This window comes from Nonomuraea montanisoli, assembly GCF_013363975.1.
Taxonomy (GTDB): domain Bacteria; phylum Actinomycetota; class Actinomycetes; order Streptosporangiales; family Streptosporangiaceae; genus Nonomuraea; species Nonomuraea montanisoli.
In genome coordinates, this window is record NZ_JABWGN010000001.1 from 78,282 (window position 1) to 98,320 (window position 20,039).

Annotated in this window: 20 protein-coding genes; 16 read left to right on the forward strand and 4 right to left on the reverse strand. The window is 73.0% G+C overall.

Annotation, left to right across the window (positions count from 1 at the left end; genetic code table 11):
• Positions 1-32: 32 nt before the first annotated feature.
• The 4 genes from HTZ77_RS00335 to HTZ77_RS00350 all read left to right on the forward strand — a co-directional run bounded on the left by HTZ77_RS00335 (position 33) and on the right by HTZ77_RS00350 (position 6,215).
• The gene (locus HTZ77_RS00335) at positions 33-2,126 is read left to right on the forward strand and encodes a heparinase II/III domain-containing protein (RefSeq protein ID WP_175587384.1); all 2,094 of its coding nucleotides are present in this window, start codon (positions 33-35) and stop codon (positions 2,124-2,126) included.
• Positions 2,123-3,715: a substrate-binding domain-containing protein gene (locus HTZ77_RS00340; RefSeq protein ID WP_175587385.1), complete on the forward strand. Its 1,593-nt coding sequence runs from the start codon at positions 2,123-2,125 to the stop codon at positions 3,713-3,715. Before HTZ77_RS00335 ends, HTZ77_RS00340 begins: the two co-directional genes overlap by 4 nt.
• 147 nt (positions 3,716-3,862) lie before the next feature.
• Positions 3,863-4,870, forward strand: a complete 1,008-nt coding sequence (locus tag HTZ77_RS00345) for a hydroxyacid dehydrogenase (protein WP_235994107.1) — start codon at positions 3,863-3,865, stop codon at positions 4,868-4,870.
• A 40-nt stretch (positions 4,871-4,910) separates the two neighbouring features.
• The gene (locus HTZ77_RS00350; RefSeq protein WP_205301939.1) at positions 4,911-6,215 is read left to right on the forward strand and encodes an ABC transporter substrate-binding protein; all 1,305 of its coding nucleotides are present in this window, start codon (positions 4,911-4,913) and stop codon (positions 6,213-6,215) included.
• Between the two features lie 157 nt (positions 6,216-6,372).
• Here the strand turns inward: HTZ77_RS00350 and HTZ77_RS00355 are convergent, their stop codons facing one another.
• A complete protein-coding gene (locus HTZ77_RS00355; RefSeq protein ID WP_328808345.1) occupies positions 6,373-7,542 on the reverse strand; it encodes an RNA-guided endonuclease InsQ/TnpB family protein in 1,170 nt (389 codons plus the stop codon).
• A 196-nt stretch (positions 7,543-7,738) separates the two neighbouring features.
• Between HTZ77_RS00355 and HTZ77_RS00360 the strand changes: the two genes are divergently transcribed.
• From HTZ77_RS00360 to HTZ77_RS00395, 8 genes are all read left to right on the forward strand, one after another.
• A complete protein-coding gene (locus tag HTZ77_RS00360; RefSeq protein WP_205301940.1) occupies positions 7,739-8,659 on the forward strand; it encodes a carbohydrate ABC transporter permease in 921 nt (306 codons plus the stop codon).
• On the forward strand, positions 8,656-9,477 hold the full coding sequence (locus HTZ77_RS00365) for a carbohydrate ABC transporter permease (RefSeq protein WP_175587388.1): 822 nt from the start codon (positions 8,656-8,658) through the stop codon (positions 9,475-9,477). Before HTZ77_RS00360 ends, HTZ77_RS00365 begins: the two co-directional genes overlap by 4 nt.
• On the forward strand, positions 9,474-10,214 hold the full coding sequence (locus HTZ77_RS00370) for a hypothetical protein (RefSeq protein ID WP_175587389.1): 741 nt from the start codon (positions 9,474-9,476) through the stop codon (positions 10,212-10,214). Before HTZ77_RS00365 ends, HTZ77_RS00370 begins: the two co-directional genes overlap by 4 nt.
• Before the next feature lie 339 nt (positions 10,215-10,553).
• Positions 10,554-12,077, forward strand: a complete 1,524-nt coding sequence (locus HTZ77_RS00375) for an MFS transporter (protein ID WP_328808346.1) — start codon at positions 10,554-10,556, stop codon at positions 12,075-12,077.
• 83 nt (positions 12,078-12,160) lie between these two features.
• On the forward strand, positions 12,161-12,724 hold the full coding sequence (locus tag HTZ77_RS00380; protein ID WP_175587390.1) for a DUF4396 domain-containing protein: 564 nt from the start codon (positions 12,161-12,163) through the stop codon (positions 12,722-12,724).
• Between the two features lie 128 nt (positions 12,725-12,852).
• Positions 12,853-13,221, forward strand: coding sequence for an STAS domain-containing protein (locus tag HTZ77_RS00385; protein WP_175587391.1), 369 nt, complete (start codon positions 12,853-12,855; stop codon positions 13,219-13,221).
• Between the two features lie 51 nt (positions 13,222-13,272).
• Positions 13,273-13,683: an ArsR/SmtB family transcription factor gene (locus HTZ77_RS00390; RefSeq protein ID WP_175587392.1), complete on the forward strand. Its 411-nt coding sequence runs from the start codon at positions 13,273-13,275 to the stop codon at positions 13,681-13,683.
• A gap of 93 nt (positions 13,684-13,776) precedes the next feature.
• Positions 13,777-14,781, forward strand: a complete 1,005-nt coding sequence (locus tag HTZ77_RS00395; RefSeq protein ID WP_175587393.1) for a cation diffusion facilitator family transporter — start codon at positions 13,777-13,779, stop codon at positions 14,779-14,781.
• A gap of 28 nt (positions 14,782-14,809) precedes the next feature.
• Here the strand turns inward: HTZ77_RS00395 and HTZ77_RS00400 are convergent, their stop codons facing one another.
• The gene (locus HTZ77_RS00400) at positions 14,810-15,724 is read right to left on the reverse strand and encodes an SDR family oxidoreductase (RefSeq protein ID WP_175587394.1); all 915 of its coding nucleotides are present in this window, start codon (positions 15,722-15,724) and stop codon (positions 14,810-14,812) included.
• A 109-nt stretch (positions 15,725-15,833) separates the two neighbouring features.
• Here HTZ77_RS00400 and HTZ77_RS00405 point away from each other — a divergent pair, with 109 nt between their 5' ends.
• Positions 15,834-16,739 (forward strand): hypothetical protein, encoded by a 906-nt coding sequence (locus HTZ77_RS00405; RefSeq protein ID WP_175587395.1) that lies wholly within the window; start codon positions 15,834-15,836, stop codon positions 16,737-16,739.
• Positions 16,740-16,758: 19 nt separating this feature from the next.
• On the opposite strand, the gene HTZ77_RS00410 is transcribed toward HTZ77_RS00405, so the two are convergent.
• The gene (locus HTZ77_RS00410) at positions 16,759-17,385 is read right to left on the reverse strand and encodes a histidine phosphatase family protein (RefSeq protein ID WP_175587396.1); all 627 of its coding nucleotides are present in this window, start codon (positions 17,383-17,385) and stop codon (positions 16,759-16,761) included.
• A 144-nt stretch (positions 17,386-17,529) separates the two neighbouring features.
• On the opposite strand from HTZ77_RS00410, the gene HTZ77_RS00415 reads away from it, so the two are divergent.
• Positions 17,530-18,339, forward strand: coding sequence for a phosphoribosyltransferase (locus HTZ77_RS00415; RefSeq protein WP_175587397.1), 810 nt, complete (start codon positions 17,530-17,532; stop codon positions 18,337-18,339).
• Between the two features lie 47 nt (positions 18,340-18,386).
• Positions 18,387-18,719 (forward strand): putative quinol monooxygenase, encoded by a 333-nt coding sequence (locus tag HTZ77_RS00420; protein ID WP_175587398.1) that lies wholly within the window; start codon positions 18,387-18,389, stop codon positions 18,717-18,719.
• A gap of 35 nt (positions 18,720-18,754) precedes the next feature.
• Here HTZ77_RS00420 and HTZ77_RS00425 read toward each other — a convergent pair whose 3' ends face one another.
• Complete coding sequence (locus HTZ77_RS00425) at positions 18,755-19,057, reverse strand: 4a-hydroxytetrahydrobiopterin dehydratase (RefSeq protein ID WP_175587399.1); 303 nt, start codon at positions 19,055-19,057, stop codon at positions 18,755-18,757.
• Positions 19,058-19,212: 155 nt separating this feature from the next.
• Here HTZ77_RS00425 and HTZ77_RS00430 point away from each other — a divergent pair, with 155 nt between their 5' ends.
• On the forward strand, positions 19,213-20,016 hold the full coding sequence (locus tag HTZ77_RS00430) for an alpha/beta fold hydrolase (protein WP_175587400.1): 804 nt from the start codon (positions 19,213-19,215) through the stop codon (positions 20,014-20,016).
• The last annotated feature ends 23 nt before the right edge of the window (positions 20,017-20,039 follow it).

Here is a 20,039-nt window from a genome sequence, read left to right on the forward strand (position 1 = left end):
ATCGCTACGATGGGGGCCGGGCAAGGAGGACCATGACGAACACCGCGACCGGTCCGGAGCTCACGGAGCTCTCGGATCGCAAGGCCGGGCCGCTCCTGGCCGTCTGGGGCGAGGCCGCCACGGCCGGGGCGCTGGCGCGGGCGCTGCTGCCGCCCGACGCGGCGCTGCCGGTGCCGGGCTCCTGGGGCCGGGAGCTGCTCCGCGACCGCCTCGGGCCGCACGCCGGGCGGGCGCTGCGGGCCGTACAGGAGCGGGCGGAGGCCGAGCGGGGCACGCCGTGGCCGCAGCCGCTGGCCTCGCAGTACACCCGCTACTTCCGCGACGGCAACCGGACGGCGTACGAGGCGCAGGTGTTCGAACGCCAGGACCGGCTCACCCGCGCGGTCCTCATGGCCCTCGCCACGACCGGCGACGGCGTTCCGGGCGGTGGTGGCGGTGACGAGGCCGGGCCGGGGGCGGCTGAGCGGTGGGTGGACGAGGTGGCCGACGGCATGCTGCTGCTCTGCGAGCAGACCACCTGGTGCTGGCCGGCGCACGAGGACGCCTGCCGGCCGGGCGGCCCCGTGCTGCCCGACACCGCCGCCCCGCACCTCGACCTGGGCGCGGCCGACGTCGCGGCGCAGCTCGCCTGGGCCGACCACGTGCTCGGCGACCGGCTCGACGCCCGCTATCCCGGGCTGCGCGAGCGGGTCCGCCGGGAGGCGCGGGCGCGCGTGCTGCGCCCGTTCACCGAGCGGCGCGACTGGCACTGGCTCGGCCTCGACGGCGACGTCCACAACTGGTGCCCGTGGATCTGCGGCAACCTCCTGGTGGCCGCGCTCCGGCTCGGCGAGCCCGGCGAGGAGCGGGCGTCGCAGGTGGCGTGGGCTGTGGAGGGCCTCGATCGCTACCTGGCGGCCCTGCCGGAGGACGGCTCGATCGACGAGGGGTACGAATACTGGTGGAACGGGGCGTGCCGCGCCCTGGAGGCCCTGGACGTCCTGGAACACGCGACCTCCGGGGCCCTGACCGCGGCCGACGTGCCGGTGGTGCGCGCGACGCTCCGCTTCCCGCACCTCATGCGGCTCGGCGGCCCCTGGTACCTGAACCTCGCCGACGCGCGGGCCCGGCCGCCCGCCGACCAGCCGTGGCACGTGCCGTACCGGTGGGGGCGGCGGCTCGGCGAGGCGGACGCGGTGCGGCACGCCTGCTCGCGGCGCGCCGACGGGATCGCGGTGACGGCGGAGCTGGGCAGGGCGTTGCGGGAGCTGGCCGATCCGGAGTGGTGGGCGGCCGACGGCCGGGCCACGGCACACGACCGGCCCGAGCGCGGCGAAGACGCGAGCGCCGCGCCGCCCGCCGCCGCAGGTGACGGGTCCGGGAATGCGCACGTAGACGCGCTCGGGGACGCGCCGGTGAACGCGGCCGTGTGGTTCCCCGGCACGCAGGTGGGCATCGCGCGTGAGGTCGCCGGCAGCGCGCGCGGGCTCACGCTCGCGGTCAAGGGCGGCCACAACGGCGAGCACCACAACCACAACGACGTCGGCTCCGTCGTCGTCGCCGTGGACGGGGTGCCGGCGCTGGTGGACGCCGGGCGGCCCACGTACACAGCGCAGACCTTCGGCCCCGACCGGTACGCGATCTGGACGATGCAGAGCTCCTGGCACAACGTTCCCGAGATCCGGGGCACGGCCCAGGGGCAGGGCCGCGCGTTCCGGGCGCGTGACGTCGAGGTCGCCGACGAGCCCGGACGCTTCGAGGCCCGCATGGACCTCGCCGCCGCCTACCCCGTGCCCGGGCTGGAGCGCTGGCGGCGCGTCGCCCGCCTCGACCGCCGGGCGGCGCTCGTGACCGTCGAGGACTCCTGGGCCTTCGCCGCCGACGGGCAGCCGAGCGCGCTGCACTACCTGCTGGCGGGACAGGTCGAACGGCACGACGACGGACGGGTCGTCGTACGGCCGCCGGACGGCGCGCGGGCCGCGCTCGTCACGTGGGACCCGGCGCGCGCCACGGCCGCCCTCACCGTCCGCACGCTGGAGGATCCGATGCTCTCGGAGGTGTGGGGCGAGCACCTGACCCGGCTGGAGCTGCGGCTCCCCGGCACGGCGCGCGGCTCCTTCGAACTCCGGGTGGAGGTGCACCCATGACCGCCCACGACCACCCGCGCCCCGGCGCCCCTGCCCCCGAGGCCCCCGACCCCGGCGCCCTCGATCCCGGCGCTCTCGACCCCGGGGCCCCGCTCGCTCGCTCTTCTCGCGGGCCGGACGACCCGGCGCCCGGCGAGCGGCACGCGCAGGCGGTGGAGCTGCTGCCCGACGAGCGGCGGGCCCAGGTGGTGGAGCTGCTGCGCCGGCGCGGTGTCGTCCGCGTGAACGAGCTGGCGGCCGAGCTGGACGTCTCGGTCATCACGGTCCGCCGCGACATCGCGCTGCTGTCGTCCCAGGGACTGCTGCGGCGAGTGCGCGGCGGGGCCGTGCTGCACGGGGGCGCGGTGGCCGACACGCTGCCGGGAGTCACCCCCCAGAGGACGCCGCCGGTTCCCGAGCCCGGCCAGGAGACGGGCCCCGCCTCCGTCCCGTCCCTCGCGGGGTCAGGTGCGGGCCCCGCGGACGCGGTGTCCGCGACCGGGACCGGTCTCGTTCCAGGTGCGGGGCCGGTCGGCGTTCCCGCGACCGGGACCGGTCTCGTTCCAGGTGCGGGGCCGGTCGGCGTTCCCGCGGCCACCGGACACTCGCGGACCGCGGACGCATCCGCGGCCACCCGACACCCGGGCATCGCCGCTGCGCCCCCTCTCCCGGGGCGGCCGGGGACCGGCGGGCAACCGGGGGCCGGTGGATGGGCGGGCGTGCCGGATCAGGAGGCGGCGCAGGCCACGATCGGCATGGTGGTGCCGTCGCTCGACTACTACTGGCCCGACGTGATCCGCGGGGCCCGCGAGGCGGCGGCCGCCTCAGGGGCGCGGCTCGTCCTGCGCGGCGCCACCTACCAGGCCGCCGACGAACGCCGTCAGCTCTCGCGGCTGGTCGAGACCGCCGGCGTGGACGGGCTGCTGGTGGCCCCGACGACGACCGGTGACGAGGGCGAGGAGCTGGTGCGCTGGCTCCAGGGCGCGGGCGTGCCGGTGGTGCTCGTCGAGCGGGCCGCCACCGTGGGGCCGCACCAGGAGGCGATGGAGTCGGTGGTGAGCGACCACGTGTTCGGGGCGGCGATGGCCGTACGGCACCTGGCGACGCTCGGCCACCGGCGGGTGGGGGTGATCACCACGACGCAGAGCCCGACGGCCCCGCACGTGCGGCGCGGGTGGCGGCAGGCGTGCGTGGAGCTGGGCCTGCCCCTCGACGGCGTCCCCGACCTCACGACCGTCGACCAGCGCGATCCCGGCTGGCCGGAGGCTCTGGACGGGGTCCTCGACGTGTGCGTCGCCTCGGGCACGACCGCGCTGCTCGTCCACTCCGACCCCGAGGCGATCAGCCTGGTGGAGCGCTGCCAGGAGCGCGGGATCCGGGTGCCCGGCGACCTGTCGGTGGTGACGTACGACGACGAGGTGGCCGAGCTGTGCGACCCGCCGCTGACGGCGGTCCGGCCGCCCAAGGCGGCGATCGGACGGGCGGCGTACCGGCTGCTGGCGGAGCGTCTCGCGGACGAAGACCCGCAGCGGCCGACGCACCGCGTCGTGATCGAGCCGCGGCTGATCGTGCGCGCCTCCTCGGCACCGCCCTCACCCCGCCCGGCCTAGTGCCACTGTTCGCGCCCAGTCGCACAGAAACGATCAATATCGTTCAGATAAACCTGATCGTTCTGATTAATGAGCTATTGACGCGATCGTAACGATCGGACAGGATCGGCGGCACTGGTAAGCGCTTGCCGCCGAAAGGGAACCCGATTGAGACGGCCACAGGCCCTGCTGGTCATGGACTCCGCCACGTACAGCACGCTGTTCGAGGAGCCACAGCTCCGCCGATTGCGTGAACTCGCGGAGCTGGGCGACCCCGTCGTGACCGGCGACCTCGACACCCCCGAGGTACGGCGGCGGCTGCGCGAGGTCGAGGTGCTCGTCACCTCCTGGGGTTGTCCCCGGCTGACCGAGGAGCGGCTGGCCGACGCGCCGGGCCTGCGGGCGATCTTCCACTGCGCCGGCACCGTGCGCACGTTCGTCACCGACGAGGTGTGGCGGCGCGGGATTCTGGTGACCAACGCCGCGGACGAGAACGCGATCCCGGTCGCCGAGTTCACGCTGGCCGCGATCATCTTCGCCGGGAAGAAGGCCCCGTTCCTCGCCCAGGACGCCCGGCGCCACCGCGGCGACTGGTCGTTCGCGAGCAGTCGCGGGGAGCTGAGCAACCGGGGCCGCACCATCGGCGTCGTCGGCTACTCGCGCGTGGGCCGCCGGGTCGTCGAGCGGCTGCGCGACCTGGAGGTGGACGTCCTCGTCGCCGACCCGTACGCCGACGCCGCCGAGGTGGCGGCGGCGGGCGCCCACCTGGTCGAGCTGCCGGAGCTGCTGCGCCGCAGCGACGTGCTCACCCTGCACGTCCCCGCGCTGCCGTCCACCCGGCGCCTGATCGGCGCCGCGGAGCTGGCGATGCTGCGCGACGGCGCGACCGTCATCAACACCGCGCGCGGCGCCGTCCTCGACACGGCCGCCCTGGAGCGCGAGTGCGTGAGCGGGCGGCTGGACGCGATGCTCGACGTCACCGACCCCGAGCCGCTGCCGGCCGGTTCGCCCCTGTACGACCTGCCCAATGTCATGATCACCCCCCATATCGCCGGGTCGCTCGGATCGGAGACCCGGCGGATGAGTGAGAGCGCGCTCGACGAGCTCGAACGCTACCTGCACGGCCGGCCGCCCCGCGCGGCCGTCACCGCCGACGAGTTCAAGGTCAGCGCCTGAGTCCCGGCGACCGGCTCGACGGAAAGGAGACCGGATCAACATGATCTCTTCTGACAGCTCGGCGAGCGCCGCGGGGCGCCGCCCGTTCCTGCGGACCATGGCGGCGCTGGCCGCGCTCTCGCTGGCGGCGACCGCCTGCGGCGGCTCCAAGGACGACGCCGGCGGGGACGGCGGCGACGTCACCCTGTCGGTCACCGTCTGGAACATGGGCAAGACGCCGGAGTTCAAGGCGCTGTTCGACGCGTTCGAGGCGGCCAACCCCGGCATCAAGGTGAAGCCGGTGGACATCCTCGCCGACGACTACGCCGACAAGGTCACCACGATGCTGGCCGGCGGCGACGACACCGACGTCATCACCATGAAGAACGTCACCGACTACTCCCGCTACTCCAGCCGCGGCCAGCTCACCGAGGTCACCGACCTGGCCAAGGGGCCCGAGGCGGCCCAGCTCGCCGGCCTGGACGCCTTCGATGTCGGCGGCAAGTACTACGCGCTGCCGTACCGGCAGGACTTCTGGCTGCTCTACTACAACAAGAAGCTGTTCGACCAGGCGGGCGTCAAGCACCCCGGCACGATGACCTGGGACGAGTACGTCAAGCTGGCGCAGCAGCTCACCAAGGACGCGGGCGGCAAGAAGGTCTACGGCACCTACCAGCACACCTGGCGTTCGGTGGTGCAGGCGATCGCGGCGGCGCAGACGGGCGGCGACCAGCTCGGCGGCGACTACTCCTTCTTCGCCGACCAGTACGCCGTGGCGCTCGGCCTGCAGAAGGCCGGGGCGACCCTCGACTTCGGCACCGCGAGCGCGCAGAAGTCCGACTACAAGACGATGTTCGAGACCGGCGCGACCGCCATGCTGCCCATGGGCACCTGGTACATCGCCAACCTGCTGAGCGGCAAGGCCGAAGGCAAGATCGACGTCGACTGGGCCATCGCGCCGATGCCGCAGCGTCCCGGGGCGACGGGGGTGACGACGTTCGGCTCGCCGACCGCGTTCGCCGTCAACAAGAAGGCCGAGCACACCGACGCGGCCAAGAAGTTCGTGCAGTTCGCGGCGGGCAAGGCCGGGGCCCAGGCGCTCAGCGGGATCGGCGTGGTGCCGGCGTTCAAGAGCCCCGAAATCACCGAGGCGTACTTCAAGCTCAAGGGCATGCCCACGGACGAGACGTCGAAGAAGGCGTTCGAGCCCGACAAGGTCGTGCTGGAGATGCCCGTCAGCGACAAGACCTCCGACGTGGACACCATCCTCAAGGAGGAGCACGAGCTGATCATGGTCGGCGAGAAGTCGGCCGCCGACGGCATCCGGTCGATGAGCGAGCGGGTCAAGAGCGAGGTCCTCAACTAGCGTCCCACGTGCGGCCGTCCGGGTGCACCCGGTGTGCGGCCTCCCGGGCGACCCGCGCGTGCGGCCCCGCCGCACGCCACCCGCCATCCGTCACCGCCCCCCGAGCTCGCAAAGGACGCCCGTGACTCCTCCGCCCCCTGAAGGGAGCGGCTTCTCGCTAAGCCGCTTCCGCAGCCTGGCGAAGGGCAAGCCCTGCCCTCAAGATGTTGATCGCCGCGTTCACGTCGGCGTGCGCGGCATGCCCGCACCCCAGGCACCGGAACGCGGCTTGGGTGAGGCGGTTGTCCCTCGCGCAGTGCCCGCACCGCGAGCAGGTACGGGAAGTGTTGCGGGGCTCGACTGCGATCAGCTCCCGACCGGCGCTTTCAGCCTTGTACGCGAGGACCCGCAGCAGCACCCCCCAACCCGCGTCGAGAATCGAACGGTTCAGCCCCGCCTTCTGAGCGACGTTGCGGCCGGGCTGCTCGATCGTGCCGGACGCCGAGCGGGTCATGTTCGCGATCCGCAGGTCCTCGTGCACGATCACGTCATAGCCGCGGACCAGCGTCAGCGCGGCCTTGTGTGCTGTGTCGAGGCGTTGCCGCCGCACCTTGGCGTGCAGCGCGGCCACGCGGGCCACAGCCTTGCGGCGCCGCTCGGACCCTCGTTCCTTACGGCAGAGATCGCGTTGAGCGTCCGCGAGCCGGTCAGCGGTCGTGAGGAGGTGGCGCGGGCCAGCCACGTGTTCGCCGTCGCTCGTGGTGAACAGCGAGGCGACGCCCAGGTCGATCCCCGCGACCGCGCCCGTGGCGGGCAGCGGCTCGGCGGGCACGTCGTCGCAGGAGAGCACGAGGTACCAGCGTGCGCCATCCCGCTTGACGCTGATCGTCTTGACCCGGCCCTTCACGGCACGGTGCTGATGCACCCGCACGTGTCCGATGCCGAGCAGGTAGACCCGTGTCGCCGGCTCGTGTGGCTGGGAGTCCCAGCTCGCGCCGTTCTTGGTCGCGGGCCATTCGACCGTGTCGAATCGGCCCCGCCCCTTGAACCGCGGGTACCCGGCTTTGTGCCCGGCCTTGATCCTGCGAAAGAACGCCGCGAACGCCTTGTCCAGACGGCGCAGGGTCTGCTGCTGGGAACCCGCCGACCAGCGGCCCTGCCCGTCAGGGTCCGTTTTGCGGATCTCTTTCAGCTCCGCCGACTGCTCGCCGTAGCCGATCGTGACACCGGCCTTGCGATAAGCGGTGCGACGGTGCTCCAACGCGGCGTTGTACAGCTGCCGGTGGTCCTCCAGGCACTGCGCGAGCGCGGCGGCCTGCTTGCTGGTGGGACGGATCAGGAACTTCACCGACCTGCGCACGGCCACCTCTCACGATCTGTGACGACAAGACCACGATATCGCCGGGCGCCGCCAAAGTCGGAAGGAAATCTGTGATGCGCAGACCTGGCAGTTGCGGGCACGCTCGGGCCTGGGCGGCCCTCCCGCTCCCGATTTCCCCGACGGCTGAAACCGCCGGTCCCCTCGGGAGGTTCTGATGGCTCAGGTGATCACACGACCGGCGCCGGCCGCGCCGCGGGGTCGGCCCCGCGGGCGGCGGGCCTGGCGCGACATCCTCGTCGGCTGGAGCTTCATCCTCCCGAACTTCGCCGGCTTCCTGCTGTTCACGATCATCCCGATGCTGACGGCGTTCGCGCTGGCGTTCCTGGAGTGGGACTCCTACGGCGACCCGGAATGGGTGGGGCTGGACAACTTCGCGCGCATGCTGGGCGACGAGAACTTCCACGTCGCCCTGCGCAACACCCTGTTCTACGCGGCCGGTCACATCCCGCTCACGCTGGCCGCCGCGCTCGGCCTGGCCATGGCGCTGAACCGGAAGCTGCGCGGGGTGCCGTTCTTCCGCACCGCGGCGTTCTTCCCGTACATCACGTCGCTGGTCGCGGTGGCGGTCGTGTGGAACATGCTGTTCAACCCGACCGCCGGGCCGATCAACCAGGTGCTGGAGGCGATCGGCGTGTCCGAGCCGCCGCGCTGGGTGGCCAGCAAGGACTGGGCGATGCCCGCCGTCATCATCACCAGCGTGTGGCGGGACATGGGGTACTACATGGTGCTCTACCTCGCCGGCCTGCAGACGATCCCGAAGGAGTACTACGAGGCGGCGCGGGTGGACGGCGCGAACGCCTGGCAGCGGTTCTGGGGCATCACGGTGCCGTCGCTGCGGCCCACGACGTTCTTCGTCGCGGTCATGCTGACGATCCAGAGTTTCAAGGTGCTCGACCTGATCGTCGTCATGACCGACGGCGGGCCCGGCCGCAGCACGCTCGTCCTGGCCCAGCTCGTCTACCGCGAGGGCATCACCGAGGGCCGGTTCGGCTACTCGTCGGCGATCGCGCTCGTGCTCTTCCTGATCGTGCTGACCGTGACGGTCGTCCAGTTCCGCATCAACGAACGGAGGAGCGCCTCATGACCGCGCTGGTGCGGCGGGTGCTGGCGTACGCGGCGCTGACCGTGATGGCGGCGCTGGTCCTGGTGCCGTTCGCGTGGATGCTGTCGTCGTCGCTCAAGCGCGACAACGAGGTCTTCACCGTGCCGATCCAGTGGATCCCGAACGAGCTGCGCTGGTCGAACTTCGTCGACATCTGGGAGCGCATCCCGCTGCTCACCTACCTGGGCAACTCGGCGTTCCTGTCGGTGACGATCACGGTGCTCCAGGTGCTCAGCGGCAGCTTCGCCGCCTACGGCTTCTCCAAGGTGCGCTTCCCCGGCCGCGACGCGCTCTTCCTGGCCTACATCGCCACCATCGCCGTGCCCTGGCAGGCGTACATGGTGCCGCAGTACATCATGATGCAGAAGGCCGACCTGACGAACACGCACCTGGCGATCATCCTGCTCCAGGCGTTCGGCGCGTTCGGCGTGTTCCTCATGCGGCAGTACTACCTGTCGATCCCGGACGAGCTGTGCGAGGCGGCGCGGATCGACGGGCTCAGCGAGTACGGCATCTACTGGCGGATCATGCTGCCGCTGTCCAAGCCGGCGCTGGCCAGCCTGGCGCTGCTCACGTTCGTCAACACCTGGAACGACTACATGGGGCCGTTCATCTACCTGACGGACAACGACCTGTGGACGGTGCAGCTCGGCCTGCGCTCGTTCATCGGCCAGTACGACGCCGAGTACGCGATGATGATGACCGGCGCGACGCTGTCGGTGCTGCCGATCCTGGCGGTGTTCCTGCTGGGGCAGCGCTACTTCATCCAGGGCATCGCGACGAGCGGGCTCAAGGGATGACCGGGCGGCCCTCGTCGCCGAGCGCGCGGAGTCTGCTGCGGCCGGCGCGGCAGGGCACGTACGAGAAGGTGTTCGCCGCCGCCTACACCTGCCTGGCGACGAACGTGATGCTCGCCGTCGCCTGCGCCCCGCTGTTCGCGGCTCTCGCGCTGGTGCGCGACCCGGCGGCGTCGTGGCCGTTCTTCGCCGTGCTGTCGCTGGTGTGCGCGCCGGCGCTGGCCGGGGCGTTCCGCTGCTTCGCCGCGCTCGGCTCGGGCTCCTCGTCCGTGGTGCGGACGTTCTGGGCCGGCTACCGGAGCGCGGCCCGCCCGGCCCTCGCCGTCTGGGCGGCGGGCGCCGCGGCCGTGAGCGTGCTGGTCGTGGACGCGGCCGTGGTGGCGCGTACGACCTGGGGTCCGGCGCTGGCGCCCTTCTTCGTCACGGCCGTGGCCCTCGTGGTCGCCACAGTGATCGCCCTGATCGCGCTGGTCGCCGAGCCGGGCGGCCCCGCCACGCCGGGCGGTGGCCGCGGCGGGGCGGGGCCGGTGCGGCTGCGCGCGCTGGTGCGGCCGTGCGTGTACCTGGTGGTGCGGCGCTGGTACCTGGCCGCCGCGAACACCGTGGTGCTCGCCCTGGCCGTGGGGGTCGTGCTGGCCAGGCCGCTGCCGGGCCTGCTGCTGGCGTGCGCGCCGCTGCTGTACGCGGTGTGGGCCACCACCCGTTTCGTCCTCGCCCCGATGACCGCGCCTCGGGCGTAGGCATCGGGCATGCTTCGGGTGGTGAACAGCATCGAGAGCCCGAACTACGAATGCTTCCTGACGCAATCGCCGCCCTCCGGAGAAGGAGAGCTGGAGACGGTCGAGTACGGGCTTCCCACTCCACCGTGCGCGGGCTTCTCCATCAGTCGAAGATCCGTTTCATGACCACCCACTGGTCGGACGCGTTCAGGCGTTCGGCCTGCCGGACCCCCGCCGAATGGATCGTCCTGGGCTGACCGGCGCGGCGCCTTCCGAGGGATCCCTGTGTCCTGGATGTGCCGTACGGGGGTATGGTGTCTCCCATAACTCGTACATCAGTGTTCAAGTTAAGGAGATCTCGTGAGCCACGGACATGTCGCGCCCGCGCCCCCGGACGGGGCGCGGGCCACCGGCGGATGGGCCGCGCTGGCCCTGCTCTGCCTGGCGCAGTTCATGCTCATCGTCGACATCACGGTCGTGCAGGTGGCCCTGCCGAGCATCGGGGCGGACCTCGGCCTCGGCCGCGAGGCGCTCACCTGGGTCGTCACGACGTACACGCTGTGCTTCGGCGGGCTCATGGTCCTGGGCGGAAGGCTCGCGGACGCGCTCGGCGCGCGCCGGACGCTGCTCGCGGGACTGGCCGTGTTCACGCTCGCCTCGCTGGTCGCGGGGGTCGCGGCGAACGGCGCCACGCTCATCGCCGGCCGCGCACTCCAGGGGGTGGGAGCGGCGCTGATGTCGCCGTCGGCACTCGCCGTCATCACCAGGACCTTCCACGGCGACCGGCGCGGCCGGGCGCTCGGGGTGTGGGCGGCCATCGGCGGCACCGGCGCCGCGGCGGGCGTCCTGCTCGGCGGGCTGCTGACGGCCGGGCCCGGCTGGACGTGGGTGTTCTACGTGAACGTGCCGATCGGCGTGCTCGTGATCGCCGCCCTGCCGGCCGTCGTGCCCGCTCCCGAGCGGACCGCGCATGACGAGCGGGCCGCGCATGACGAGCGGGCCGCGCACGGCGAGCGGGCCGCGCACGGCGAGCAGACCGCGCACGGCGAGCGGGCGGAGATCGACGTGCCCGGGGCCGCGGCCGTGACCCTGGCCACCGGGCTGCTCATCTACGGCCTGGTCGGCGCGGGCGACGCGGGCTGGGCCTCCACGCGCACCCTGCTCCCCCTGGCCGGCTCGGCCGTCCTCTACACCGTGTTCGTGCTGGTCGAGCGGAACGCGCGGGAGCCGCTCATGCGGATCGCGACGCTGACCCGCCGCCCGGTGCTCTCCGGCGCCTTCGTCATGCTCATGGCCACCGGTCTCATGCTCGGCCTGTTCTTCCTCAGCTCGCTCCACCTCCAGCACGTGCTGCGCATGAGCCCGCTGGAGACGGGCCTGCTGTTCCTGCCGGTCGCGGTCGCCATCACGGCCGGCGCCCAGCTCGGCGCGCACCTGATCGGCAGGATCGGCGGGCGGCCCGTCGCCGTGGCGGCGTTCGCGCTGACCGCGCTCGGGGCGTGGCTGATGACGCGGATCGACCCCGGCGCGAGCGCCTACACGACGCTGCTGCCGGGCTTCGTGGTGGCGGCGCTCGGCATCGGGCCCGCGTTCGTCACTGCCACCACGACGACCATGGCCAACGTCCCGAGCGGCGAGGCCGGCGTGGCGTCGGGCGTGGTCAACACCTTCCACGAGCTGGGCGGGTCGATCGGCGTCGCGGTCGTCTCGTCCGTCGCCGCGGCCGGTCTGACTCCGGGGGCCACGGGGATCGGCGGCTTCACCGGCGCGCTGACGGTGTGCGCGGTCGCCGCGGCGGCCACCGCCGTGGTCTCGCTCGCGCTGGTGCCGGGCGGGAGGCCGGCGGGGACGTTCGTGGGCCACGGACACGGGCACGGTCACTGACGACCAGCCGTTTCCCGGGGGTCGCCACGTGACACATATACCCCCTATCCGTATGATGGCCGGGACGTAAGGAAGGCAGGACCATGGACAACCCCACCGGCCCCACCGGCCACCCGACCGGCCCGCACGGCGATCCCCACGCCGGCCACCACGCCCCGCAGGCCGACGGCCACACCGGTCATCACGCCGGTCACCACGCGGGCGCGCCCGCGGCGACGTGGCAGGCCGCCGCCCAGGCGACCCTGCACTGCCTGACCGGCTGCGCCATCGGCGAGGTGCTCGGCATGGTCATCGGCACCGCGGCCGGGCTGCACAACGCCGGCACCGTCGTGCTGTCCGTGGCGCTGGCGTTCGTCTTCGGGTACGCGCTCACCATGCGCGGCGTGATGCGCGCGGGCCTCGACTTCCGCTCGGCGCTCAAGGTGGCGCTGGCGGCCGACACGGTGTCGATCATCGTCATGGAGCTGCTGGACAACGCCGTGATGGTGCTGGTGCCCGGCGCGATGGACGCGGGCCTGACGAGCGGGCTGTTCTGGGCCTCGCTGGCCGGGTCGCTGGTGGTGGCGTTCCTGCTGACCACGCCGGTCAACCGCTGGCTCATCAGCCGGGGCAAGGGGCACGCCGTGGTCCACCAGTACCACCACTGAGGCCAGGCCCCTGCGCGACAAGGGGGCGCGGGGCGGGCGATACGCGTAGGCTGACAGGAGCGGTGACTTGCTCGCGCTCGGCTTGAGCGCATAGGCGATTTCTTTCGCACCGTGGATCGGACTCGATCGTGACAGCCCTGACCATTCAGTTGGCGCACGACCAGGACCACACCGTCATCGCCCTGATCGGAGATCTCGACGCCCTCTCGGCCGTGCGCCTGGACGGCGCCGTCGAGGCCGCTTTGCTCGACGGTCATCGGCACCTCGCCGTGGACACCACCGCCCTCACCTTCTGCGACTGCTCCGGCCTGGGGGCCCTGCTGCGGGCCCAGCAGGCCGTGGCAGTCCTGGAGGGCACCATGACGCTCACGAACGTGCACGGCGTCCTGCGACGGATCCTCGACGTCACCCGGCTCGACGCCGCCTTCGCCGAGGGACCCGACCGCGCCCTCCCGTCCTCCGCCGCGCCGCCCGCCGCCGTGGCGCAGACCTCCTGAGGCGGGAGATGCCGCTCGACGCCTGACATCCGCCCAGCTAGGCTCGGTCATATGAACAGTTCTTCACAGGAACAGATGACCGCCCTGGAGGGCTGCGCCACCCGGGTGGTCGACGCCGACCGGGTGGCCGCCGTCAGCTCCCGCATGCCCGCCGAGACCGACCTCGTCGACACGGCCGACATCTTCGGCCTGCTCTCCGACCCCGGGCGGCTGCGGCTTCTGCTGGCGCTCCTCGACGGAGAGCTGTGCGTGTGCGACCTTTCGGTGGTGACCGGTCTGAGCGAGTCGGCCACCTCCCACGCGCTGCGCCTGCTGCGCGCGCACCGCGTCGTCGCCGTACGGCGGGCCGGCCGCATGGCCTACTACCGGCTGGACGACGCCCACGTCCGCATGCTGCTCGACCTCGCCCTGGCGCACACCGAGCACACCCAGGCCATCCATCCCGAACGCAAGGAGTCCTGAACGCCCGTATTGACAGGCGAGCGGAGCCCGCCCATAAACTCAACATGTGAACAGTCATTCAGATGTTGCAGGTGTCGAGGAGGAGGCGCACCCATGAGCGACCGCGAGCGGGGGCACGGCCACGGACACGGACAGGGTCACGGCCACGGGCATGCCGTCAGCGTGGCGGGCGACCGCCGCTACCTGACCGCCGCCCTGGCGCTGATCGTCGGGTTCATGGCGATCGAGGTGGTCATCGGGTTCGTCGCCGGGTCACTGGCGCTGATCTCCGACGCCGGGCACATGCTCACCGACGCCATCGCCATCGTCTTCGCCCTCGTCGCGATGCGGATCGCGGCCCGGCCGCCGCAGGGCGGGTTCACGTACGGGCTGAAGCGCGCCGAGATCGTCTCGGCGCAGATCAACGGTGTGACGCTGCTGCTGCTGAGCGCGTACTTCATCGTCGAGAGCGTGCGCCGCTTCGCCAACCCGCCCGAGGTCGAGGGCCTGTACGTGGTGCTGACCGGCCTGGCCGGCATCGCGGTCAACCTGGCGGCCACCTGGCTGCTGGCCCGGGCCAACCGCAGCAGCCTCAACGTCGAGGGCGCCTACCAGCACATCCTGAACGACCTGTTCGCGTTCATCGCCACGACCGTCGCCGGCGCCGTGGTGCTGTTCACCGGCTGGACCAGGGCGGACGCGGTCGCCGCCCTGGTCGTGGCCGCGCTCATGCTCAAGGCCGGGTGGGGGCTGGTGCGCGACTCGGCGCGGGTGTTCATGGAGGCGGCGCCCGTCGGCATGAACCCCGCCGAGATCGGCCGCGAGCTGGCCGCCCTGGACAACGTCGTCGAGGTGCACGACCTGCACATCTGGGAGGTGACCTCCAACTACCCGGCGATGTCGGCGCACGTGCTGGTCACGCCGGGCGACGACTGCCACGCCGTACGGCTGGCGGCCGAGCGGCTGGTCCACGACCGGTACGGGATCGAGCACACGACGCTGCAGGTGGACCACGCCCCGTCCGACGTGCTGACCATCGGCGAGCCGGACCGCCACTGCGCCGACTCCCACGGCCCGGCCCACCGCCCCGATCCGCGCCCCGGCGGCGTCCAGCGGTAGCCGGCGGTGTCAGCCGTGGCCCGTGGTGTCAGCGGTAACCGGTGGTGTCGGCGGGGCGGCCGGCGTCCATCACCTCCACCAGGTACCGCCAGCAGTCGGGCCGCGAGCCGTCCACGTCCGTGAACCCGTACTCCCGGGCCAGCTCCCCGCTCGACACCGACCGCCCGCTCCACCGGGCGACCTCCGGGTCGGCGGCCAGCGCCGCCACCGCCCGCCCGGTGAAGCGCGGCGACTCGGAGATGGCGAAGTGCGGCTGCGCGGCGGTCGCGTCCCGCCAGTCGTCCTCGGTGACGCCGAAGTTGTCCAGCATCATCTCCGAGCGCAGCCATCCCGGCGTCAGCGCCACGGCCGCGCAGCCGTGCGGCTTCAGCTCGTGCGCCTGGGAGTACGCGAGCCGGATGACGGCGGTCTTGGCGAGGTCGTAGAAGAACGAGACGCGGTAGTTGCGGTCGTTGTAGTCCTTGGTGCCGTCGGTCATCTCCACCACCAGACCGCCCGGGTTCCTGGTCAGCAGCGGGAGCGCGTGGTGGCTGGTGACGATGTGCGTCTCGACGGCCAGGCGGAGCAGCCGCAGCCCGCCGTCGAGGTCGTGCTCCCAGAGCGGCGTCTCCCACTGGGCCAGCTTCTCCCCGCCCCACACGTCGTTCACCAGCACGTCGAGCCGGCCCTGCTCGCGGTCGATCCGCTCGACGAGCGCGCGGACCGCGTCGTGGTCGAGGTGGTCCACCTGGACCGCGACGCCCCGGCCGCCGGCCCGGTCCACCAGTTCGGCGGTCTCCTCGATGGTCTCCGGCCGGTCGTACTCGGAGCGCTGGTCCCGCGTCGTGCGGCCGGTCACGTACACGGTCGCCCCGGCGGCGCCGAGCTCCACCGCGATGCCCCGTCCGGCGCCCCTCGTCGCCCCGGCGACCAGCGCGACCCTGCCCTGCAACGTCTGTGTCATGGCTCCAGGCTGACACCGAAACCCGACACGGCGTGTCATGTTTTCCGCCGGGAACCGGCACGTCCGATTCCGACAAGACCCGGGCCCGCCCGGTGGGCAGGCTGAGGGTATGAGCATCGACCTCTCCGCGGCCGCGGCCTTCATGGCGACGCACGCGCGCGTCCTCGACCGCCGCCGCTTCACCCTGCTGACCGGCCTCCTGGAGGGGGCTCCCGGCGACACCGCCGCCGTGCTGTCGGCCCTCGACGCGTACCGCAACGAGGACGGCGGCTACGGCTGGGGCCTCGAACCCGACCTGCGCACCCCCGACAGCCAGCCGGGCGCCGCCATGCACGCGTTCACGGTGTTCGAGGACGTCGCGCCCGTCACCGATCCGCGGGCGGCCGGGCTGTGCGACTGGCTCGGGTCGGTCTCGCTGCCGGACGGCGGCCTGCCGTTCGCCCTGCCCGCCACGGTCGCGGCCGGCACCGCCCCCTGGTGGGCGGGGGCCGACCCGCGGGTCTCCTCGCTGCAGATCACCGCGGTCACGGCCGCCGCGGCGCACCGGGTCGCCGCGCACGACGCGGCCGTCGCCGCCCATCCGTGGCTGGAGCGGGCCACCGCGTACTGCCTGGACGCGATCGCGGCGACCGAGCGGGCGCCGCACGCCTACGAGCTGGCCTTCGCGGTGCGCCTCCTCGACGCGGCCCACGCCGCCCACCCGGCGCGCGTGGCGGCACTCCTCGACCATCTGCGCCCGTTCGTCCCGGCGGACGGCCTCATGCGGGTCGAGGGCGGCAAGGAGGACGAGCGGCTGCGCCCGCTGGACTTCTCACCGTTCCCGGACGGCCCGTCGCGGTCGCTGTTCGTCAAGGAGGCGGTCGACGCGGACCTCGACCGGCTGGCCGCGGGCCAGGCGGAGGACGGCGGCTGGAGCGTCGACTACGCCCACTTCTCGGCGGCGAGCCCGCTGGAGTGGCGCGGGCACGCCACCGTGCACGCCGTCACCGTCCTCCACCACAACGGCCGGCTCTGACCTCACCCCGGCGGGGCGGTCACACGGTCCGGCTCTCCGGCGGGAAGCCCGTCCAGCGCAGGCCCACGGGCAGGTGCTCCATGTCGTTGAAGCACATGACGGAGGGGGCCCGGCCCGGCGCGTACCGGATGACGGTCAGGGCGGCGTTGGCGTGGTTGACGCCCAGCCAGCGCCACTCCGGGGCGTACAGGGCGGCGCGGACCAGCCAGCCGATCAGGAAGTTGTGCGTGACGACCAGCTCGTGGCGCGGTTCGCCGCCCTCCGCGCAGCCCGTGAACCGCTCCAGCGCCTCCTTCGCCAGCGTGGCGCCGCGCTCCCGCTCCTCCGCGGGGATCTCGCCGAGGAAGCCCATGAGGTGATCGGCCGCCTCGACCGGCAGTTCCTCCCGTTGCGGTACGTACGGCACGTAGTCCCCGGCGGCCTCCGCGACCCGCACCGGCACGTCGCCGAGCTGCCCGGCGATCAGCTCGGCGGTCATCGTGGCCCTGGGCAGCGGGCCGTGGTGGAGCACCGCGAGCGGGACGTCCCGCAGCCGCCTGCCCAGCAGCACGGCCTGGCGCCTCCCGCTCTCCGTCAGCGTCGTCTCGTCGGCGGACGCCTCGCCGTGGCGGGTGAGGTACAGGTATCGGGGCGCTTTGTTGCTCATGTCCCGAAACTGTATGACTCAGCGGTCCCGGTGGAGAGAGGGCACTGTCGTCCGGGATAGTGACGGCCTGCCCCGCGCGCTGGTCACTCTGGGAGATGTGACCCGGCAACCGGACGCCCGCTGACCATGGGGGACGCTCGGGCGGTGACGGAGCGGCACCTCGGCCTCTTCCGGAACGTCCCGGCCGCGCGCCCCGGCCTCTGCCGCGTCTGCCACTCCGCACCGGCCGAGGTCCGCTTCGCGCGCGGCGAGCCGCACGGCACCGCGCACCTGTGCACCGGCTGCCTCCGCACCACCGCCGGGCTCCACCGGCACACCCCGCACGTGGTGCCCGTCTCGCTGTGCGCATGGACGGGCGACGACAGGCGGCTGTACGACCTCCTGACCCGCCGCCGCACCCCGCCCGGCGGGCCGAGCCCCGCCACGCTGCTCGCCGCGACGCTCGCGCGCTTCCACCGGGCCCACCTGCCCTGCCTGACGCGGGCGGCGGGCGGGCCGTTCACGCTGGTCACCACGGTCCCCGGGGTGGGAGCCGACCGGCCCGTCGAGGCGTTCGACCTCCTGCCGCGCGTCGTGCAGTGGGTCGCCGCGCTGCGCGGCCCGCACCGGCCCGTCCTCATGCCGGGCGGCGACCGCGCCGCCGAGGCCGCGCTCGCCCGCCACGTCCCGGACGAACGGGCCTTCCATGTCCTCGGCCGTCTCGACGGCGAGCGGGTGCTGCTGCTGGACGAGCTGTTCGCCGGCGGCGCCCGCGTGCAGAGCGCCGCCTCGGCGCTGTACCGGGCGGGGGCCGAGGAGGTGGTGGCGCTGGTCGTGGCCCGCCTGACGGACCCGTGGGCCGACACGCGGCTCGCGGACGCGTGGGCCCGGCCGTACGACTTCGGCCGCTGCTGCCTGTGCGACCCGGCGGCGCGCCTTTCGCCGGACACCGGGTGGCGGGCGAGGCTGGGTTAGTCTCGTGGGGTCACCAGTGCCGACGCACCCGAGCCCAGGGGACATCCATGATCTTCATCACCGCGAAGTTCCGCGTCCTGCCGGAGCACGCCGACCGCTGGCCCGAGATCGCCGCGGAGTTCACGCGGGCCACGCGCGCCGAGCCGGGGTGCCTGTGGTTCGACTGGTCGCGCAGCCTCGACGATCCGCAGGAGTACGTCCTGGTCGAGGCGTTCCGCGACAGCGAGGCGGGCGCCGCGCACGTGACGTCGGAGCACTTCCGCACGGCTCAGCGCACGCTGCCGCCGCACCTGGCGGAGACGCCGCGCATCGTGAACGCCGACGTCCCGCAGCAGGACTGGTCCGAGCTGGGCGAGATGGCGGTCCCCGGACGCCCCTGACCGCGGTCCTGAGGCATCAGCCGCGATCCTGAGCATCAGCCGCGGTCGCGGGCCGCTCCGCTGAGCACCCGGTCGATCCGGGCGGCCAGCTCCACGTCCTTCTCCGTCACCCCGCCCGCGCTGTGCGTCCGCAGCGTGAACCGGACGCCGTCGCCGGTGCGCTCGATGTCGGGATGATGGTCGAGCTCGTTGGCCTCGTTCATCACCGCCTCGCTCAGCCAGCCGTAGCTGTCGGGCGTTATCGGCACGTCCTTGACCAGCGCGCCGTCCTCACGCCGCCACCCCTGGAGCGCCGCCAGCGCGGTGTCGATCTCCTCGACGCTCAACCGCTCAACCATGATGTCCCCTTAAGTGCTGTATGTCCTATGGCTGGCTTACCACCGGAGCACCGCCTCACACCCCCGCGACCGGCGGCCCCCGCCACCGATGAGTTTCGGCCGTCCCGGAGGTCGTACCTTCGCACGTTCGAACAAGCACGGAAGGACCACCGCCCATGACCGCCACCACCCACACCCTGCGCGTCCCCGGCGCGCGCCTCCACTACGAGGTGCGGGGCAGCGGCCCGCTGCTCCTGCTCTTCGGCTCCCCCATGGGCGCCGCCCCGTTCACGCCGCTGGCCGAGGCACTCGCCGGCGACCACACGGTCGTCACGCACGACCCGCGCGGCATCTCCCGCAGCGTCCTCGACGACCCGGAGCAGGACTCCACCCCCGACCTGCGGGCCGATGACGTCGCCGCCCTCCTGGACCACCTCGGCGCCGACACGGCCGACCTGTTCGGCAGCAGCGGCGGCGCGGTGACGGGCCTGGCCGTGGCCGCCCGCCACCCCGGCCGGGTGCGGACCGTCGTGGCGCACGAGCCGCCGGTGCTGGAGCTGCTGCCGGACGCCGCCGAGCGGCGCGCCGTGACGGACGACATCATCGAGACCTTCCGCCGGGAGGGGCACGGCCCGGCGTGGGCGAAGTTCATGACCGCCGCGGGGTTCGACGTCGAGGCCGCGGGCCCGCCGCAGGGCGAGTTCTCGGAGCAGGACCTCGCCGACAGCGCGCGCTTCTTCACCCACGAGCTGCGCGGCACCACCCGGTACGTGCCCGACGTCGCCGCCCTGAGGTCATGCCCGGGGCGCGTGGTCGTGGGCATCGGCGCCGAGTCGGGCGGCCTGGTCACGTACCGCACCTCGACGGCCCTGGCGGACCTGCTCGGCTCGGCGCCGGTGGAGTTCCCGGGCGAGCACGGCGGGTTCATGTCCCACGCCGAGGCGTTCGCCGAGACCCTGAGGAAGGCTCTGGCGGGCTGACCGGACCGTGGCCGCCCCGTCAG

Coding starts and splice junctions, on each gene's coding strand:
- HTZ77_RS00335 (WP_175587384.1), top strand. CDS start 33: ATGACGAACACCGCGACCGGTCCGGAGCTCACGGAGCTCTCGGATCGC.
- HTZ77_RS00340 (WP_175587385.1), top strand. CDS start 2,123: ATGACCGCCCACGACCACCCGCGCCCCGGCGCCCCTGCCCCCGAGGCC.
- HTZ77_RS00350 (WP_205301939.1), top strand. CDS start 4,911: ATGATCTCTTCTGACAGCTCGGCGAGCGCCGCGGGGCGCCGCCCGTTC.
- HTZ77_RS00365 (WP_175587388.1), top strand. CDS start 8,656: ATGACCGCGCTGGTGCGGCGGGTGCTGGCGTACGCGGCGCTGACCGTG.
- HTZ77_RS00370 (WP_175587389.1), top strand. CDS start 9,474: ATGACCGGGCGGCCCTCGTCGCCGAGCGCGCGGAGTCTGCTGCGGCCG.
- HTZ77_RS00380 (WP_175587390.1), top strand. CDS start 12,161: ATGGACAACCCCACCGGCCCCACCGGCCACCCGACCGGCCCGCACGGC.
- HTZ77_RS00390 (WP_175587392.1), top strand. CDS start 13,273: ATGAACAGTTCTTCACAGGAACAGATGACCGCCCTGGAGGGCTGCGCC.
- HTZ77_RS00395 (WP_175587393.1), top strand. CDS start 13,777: ATGAGCGACCGCGAGCGGGGGCACGGCCACGGACACGGACAGGGTCAC.
- HTZ77_RS00400 (WP_175587394.1), bottom strand. CDS start 15,724: ATGACACAGACGTTGCAGGGCAGGGTCGCGCTGGTCGCCGGGGCGACG.
- HTZ77_RS00405 (WP_175587395.1), top strand. CDS start 15,834: ATGAGCATCGACCTCTCCGCGGCCGCGGCCTTCATGGCGACGCACGCG.
- HTZ77_RS00410 (WP_175587396.1), bottom strand. CDS start 17,385: ATGAGCAACAAAGCGCCCCGATACCTGTACCTCACCCGCCACGGCGAG.
- HTZ77_RS00420 (WP_175587398.1), top strand. CDS start 18,387: ATGATCTTCATCACCGCGAAGTTCCGCGTCCTGCCGGAGCACGCCGAC.
- HTZ77_RS00425 (WP_175587399.1), bottom strand. CDS start 19,057: ATGGTTGAGCGGTTGAGCGTCGAGGAGATCGACACCGCGCTGGCGGCG.
- HTZ77_RS00430 (WP_175587400.1), top strand. CDS start 19,213: ATGACCGCCACCACCCACACCCTGCGCGTCCCCGGCGCGCGCCTCCAC.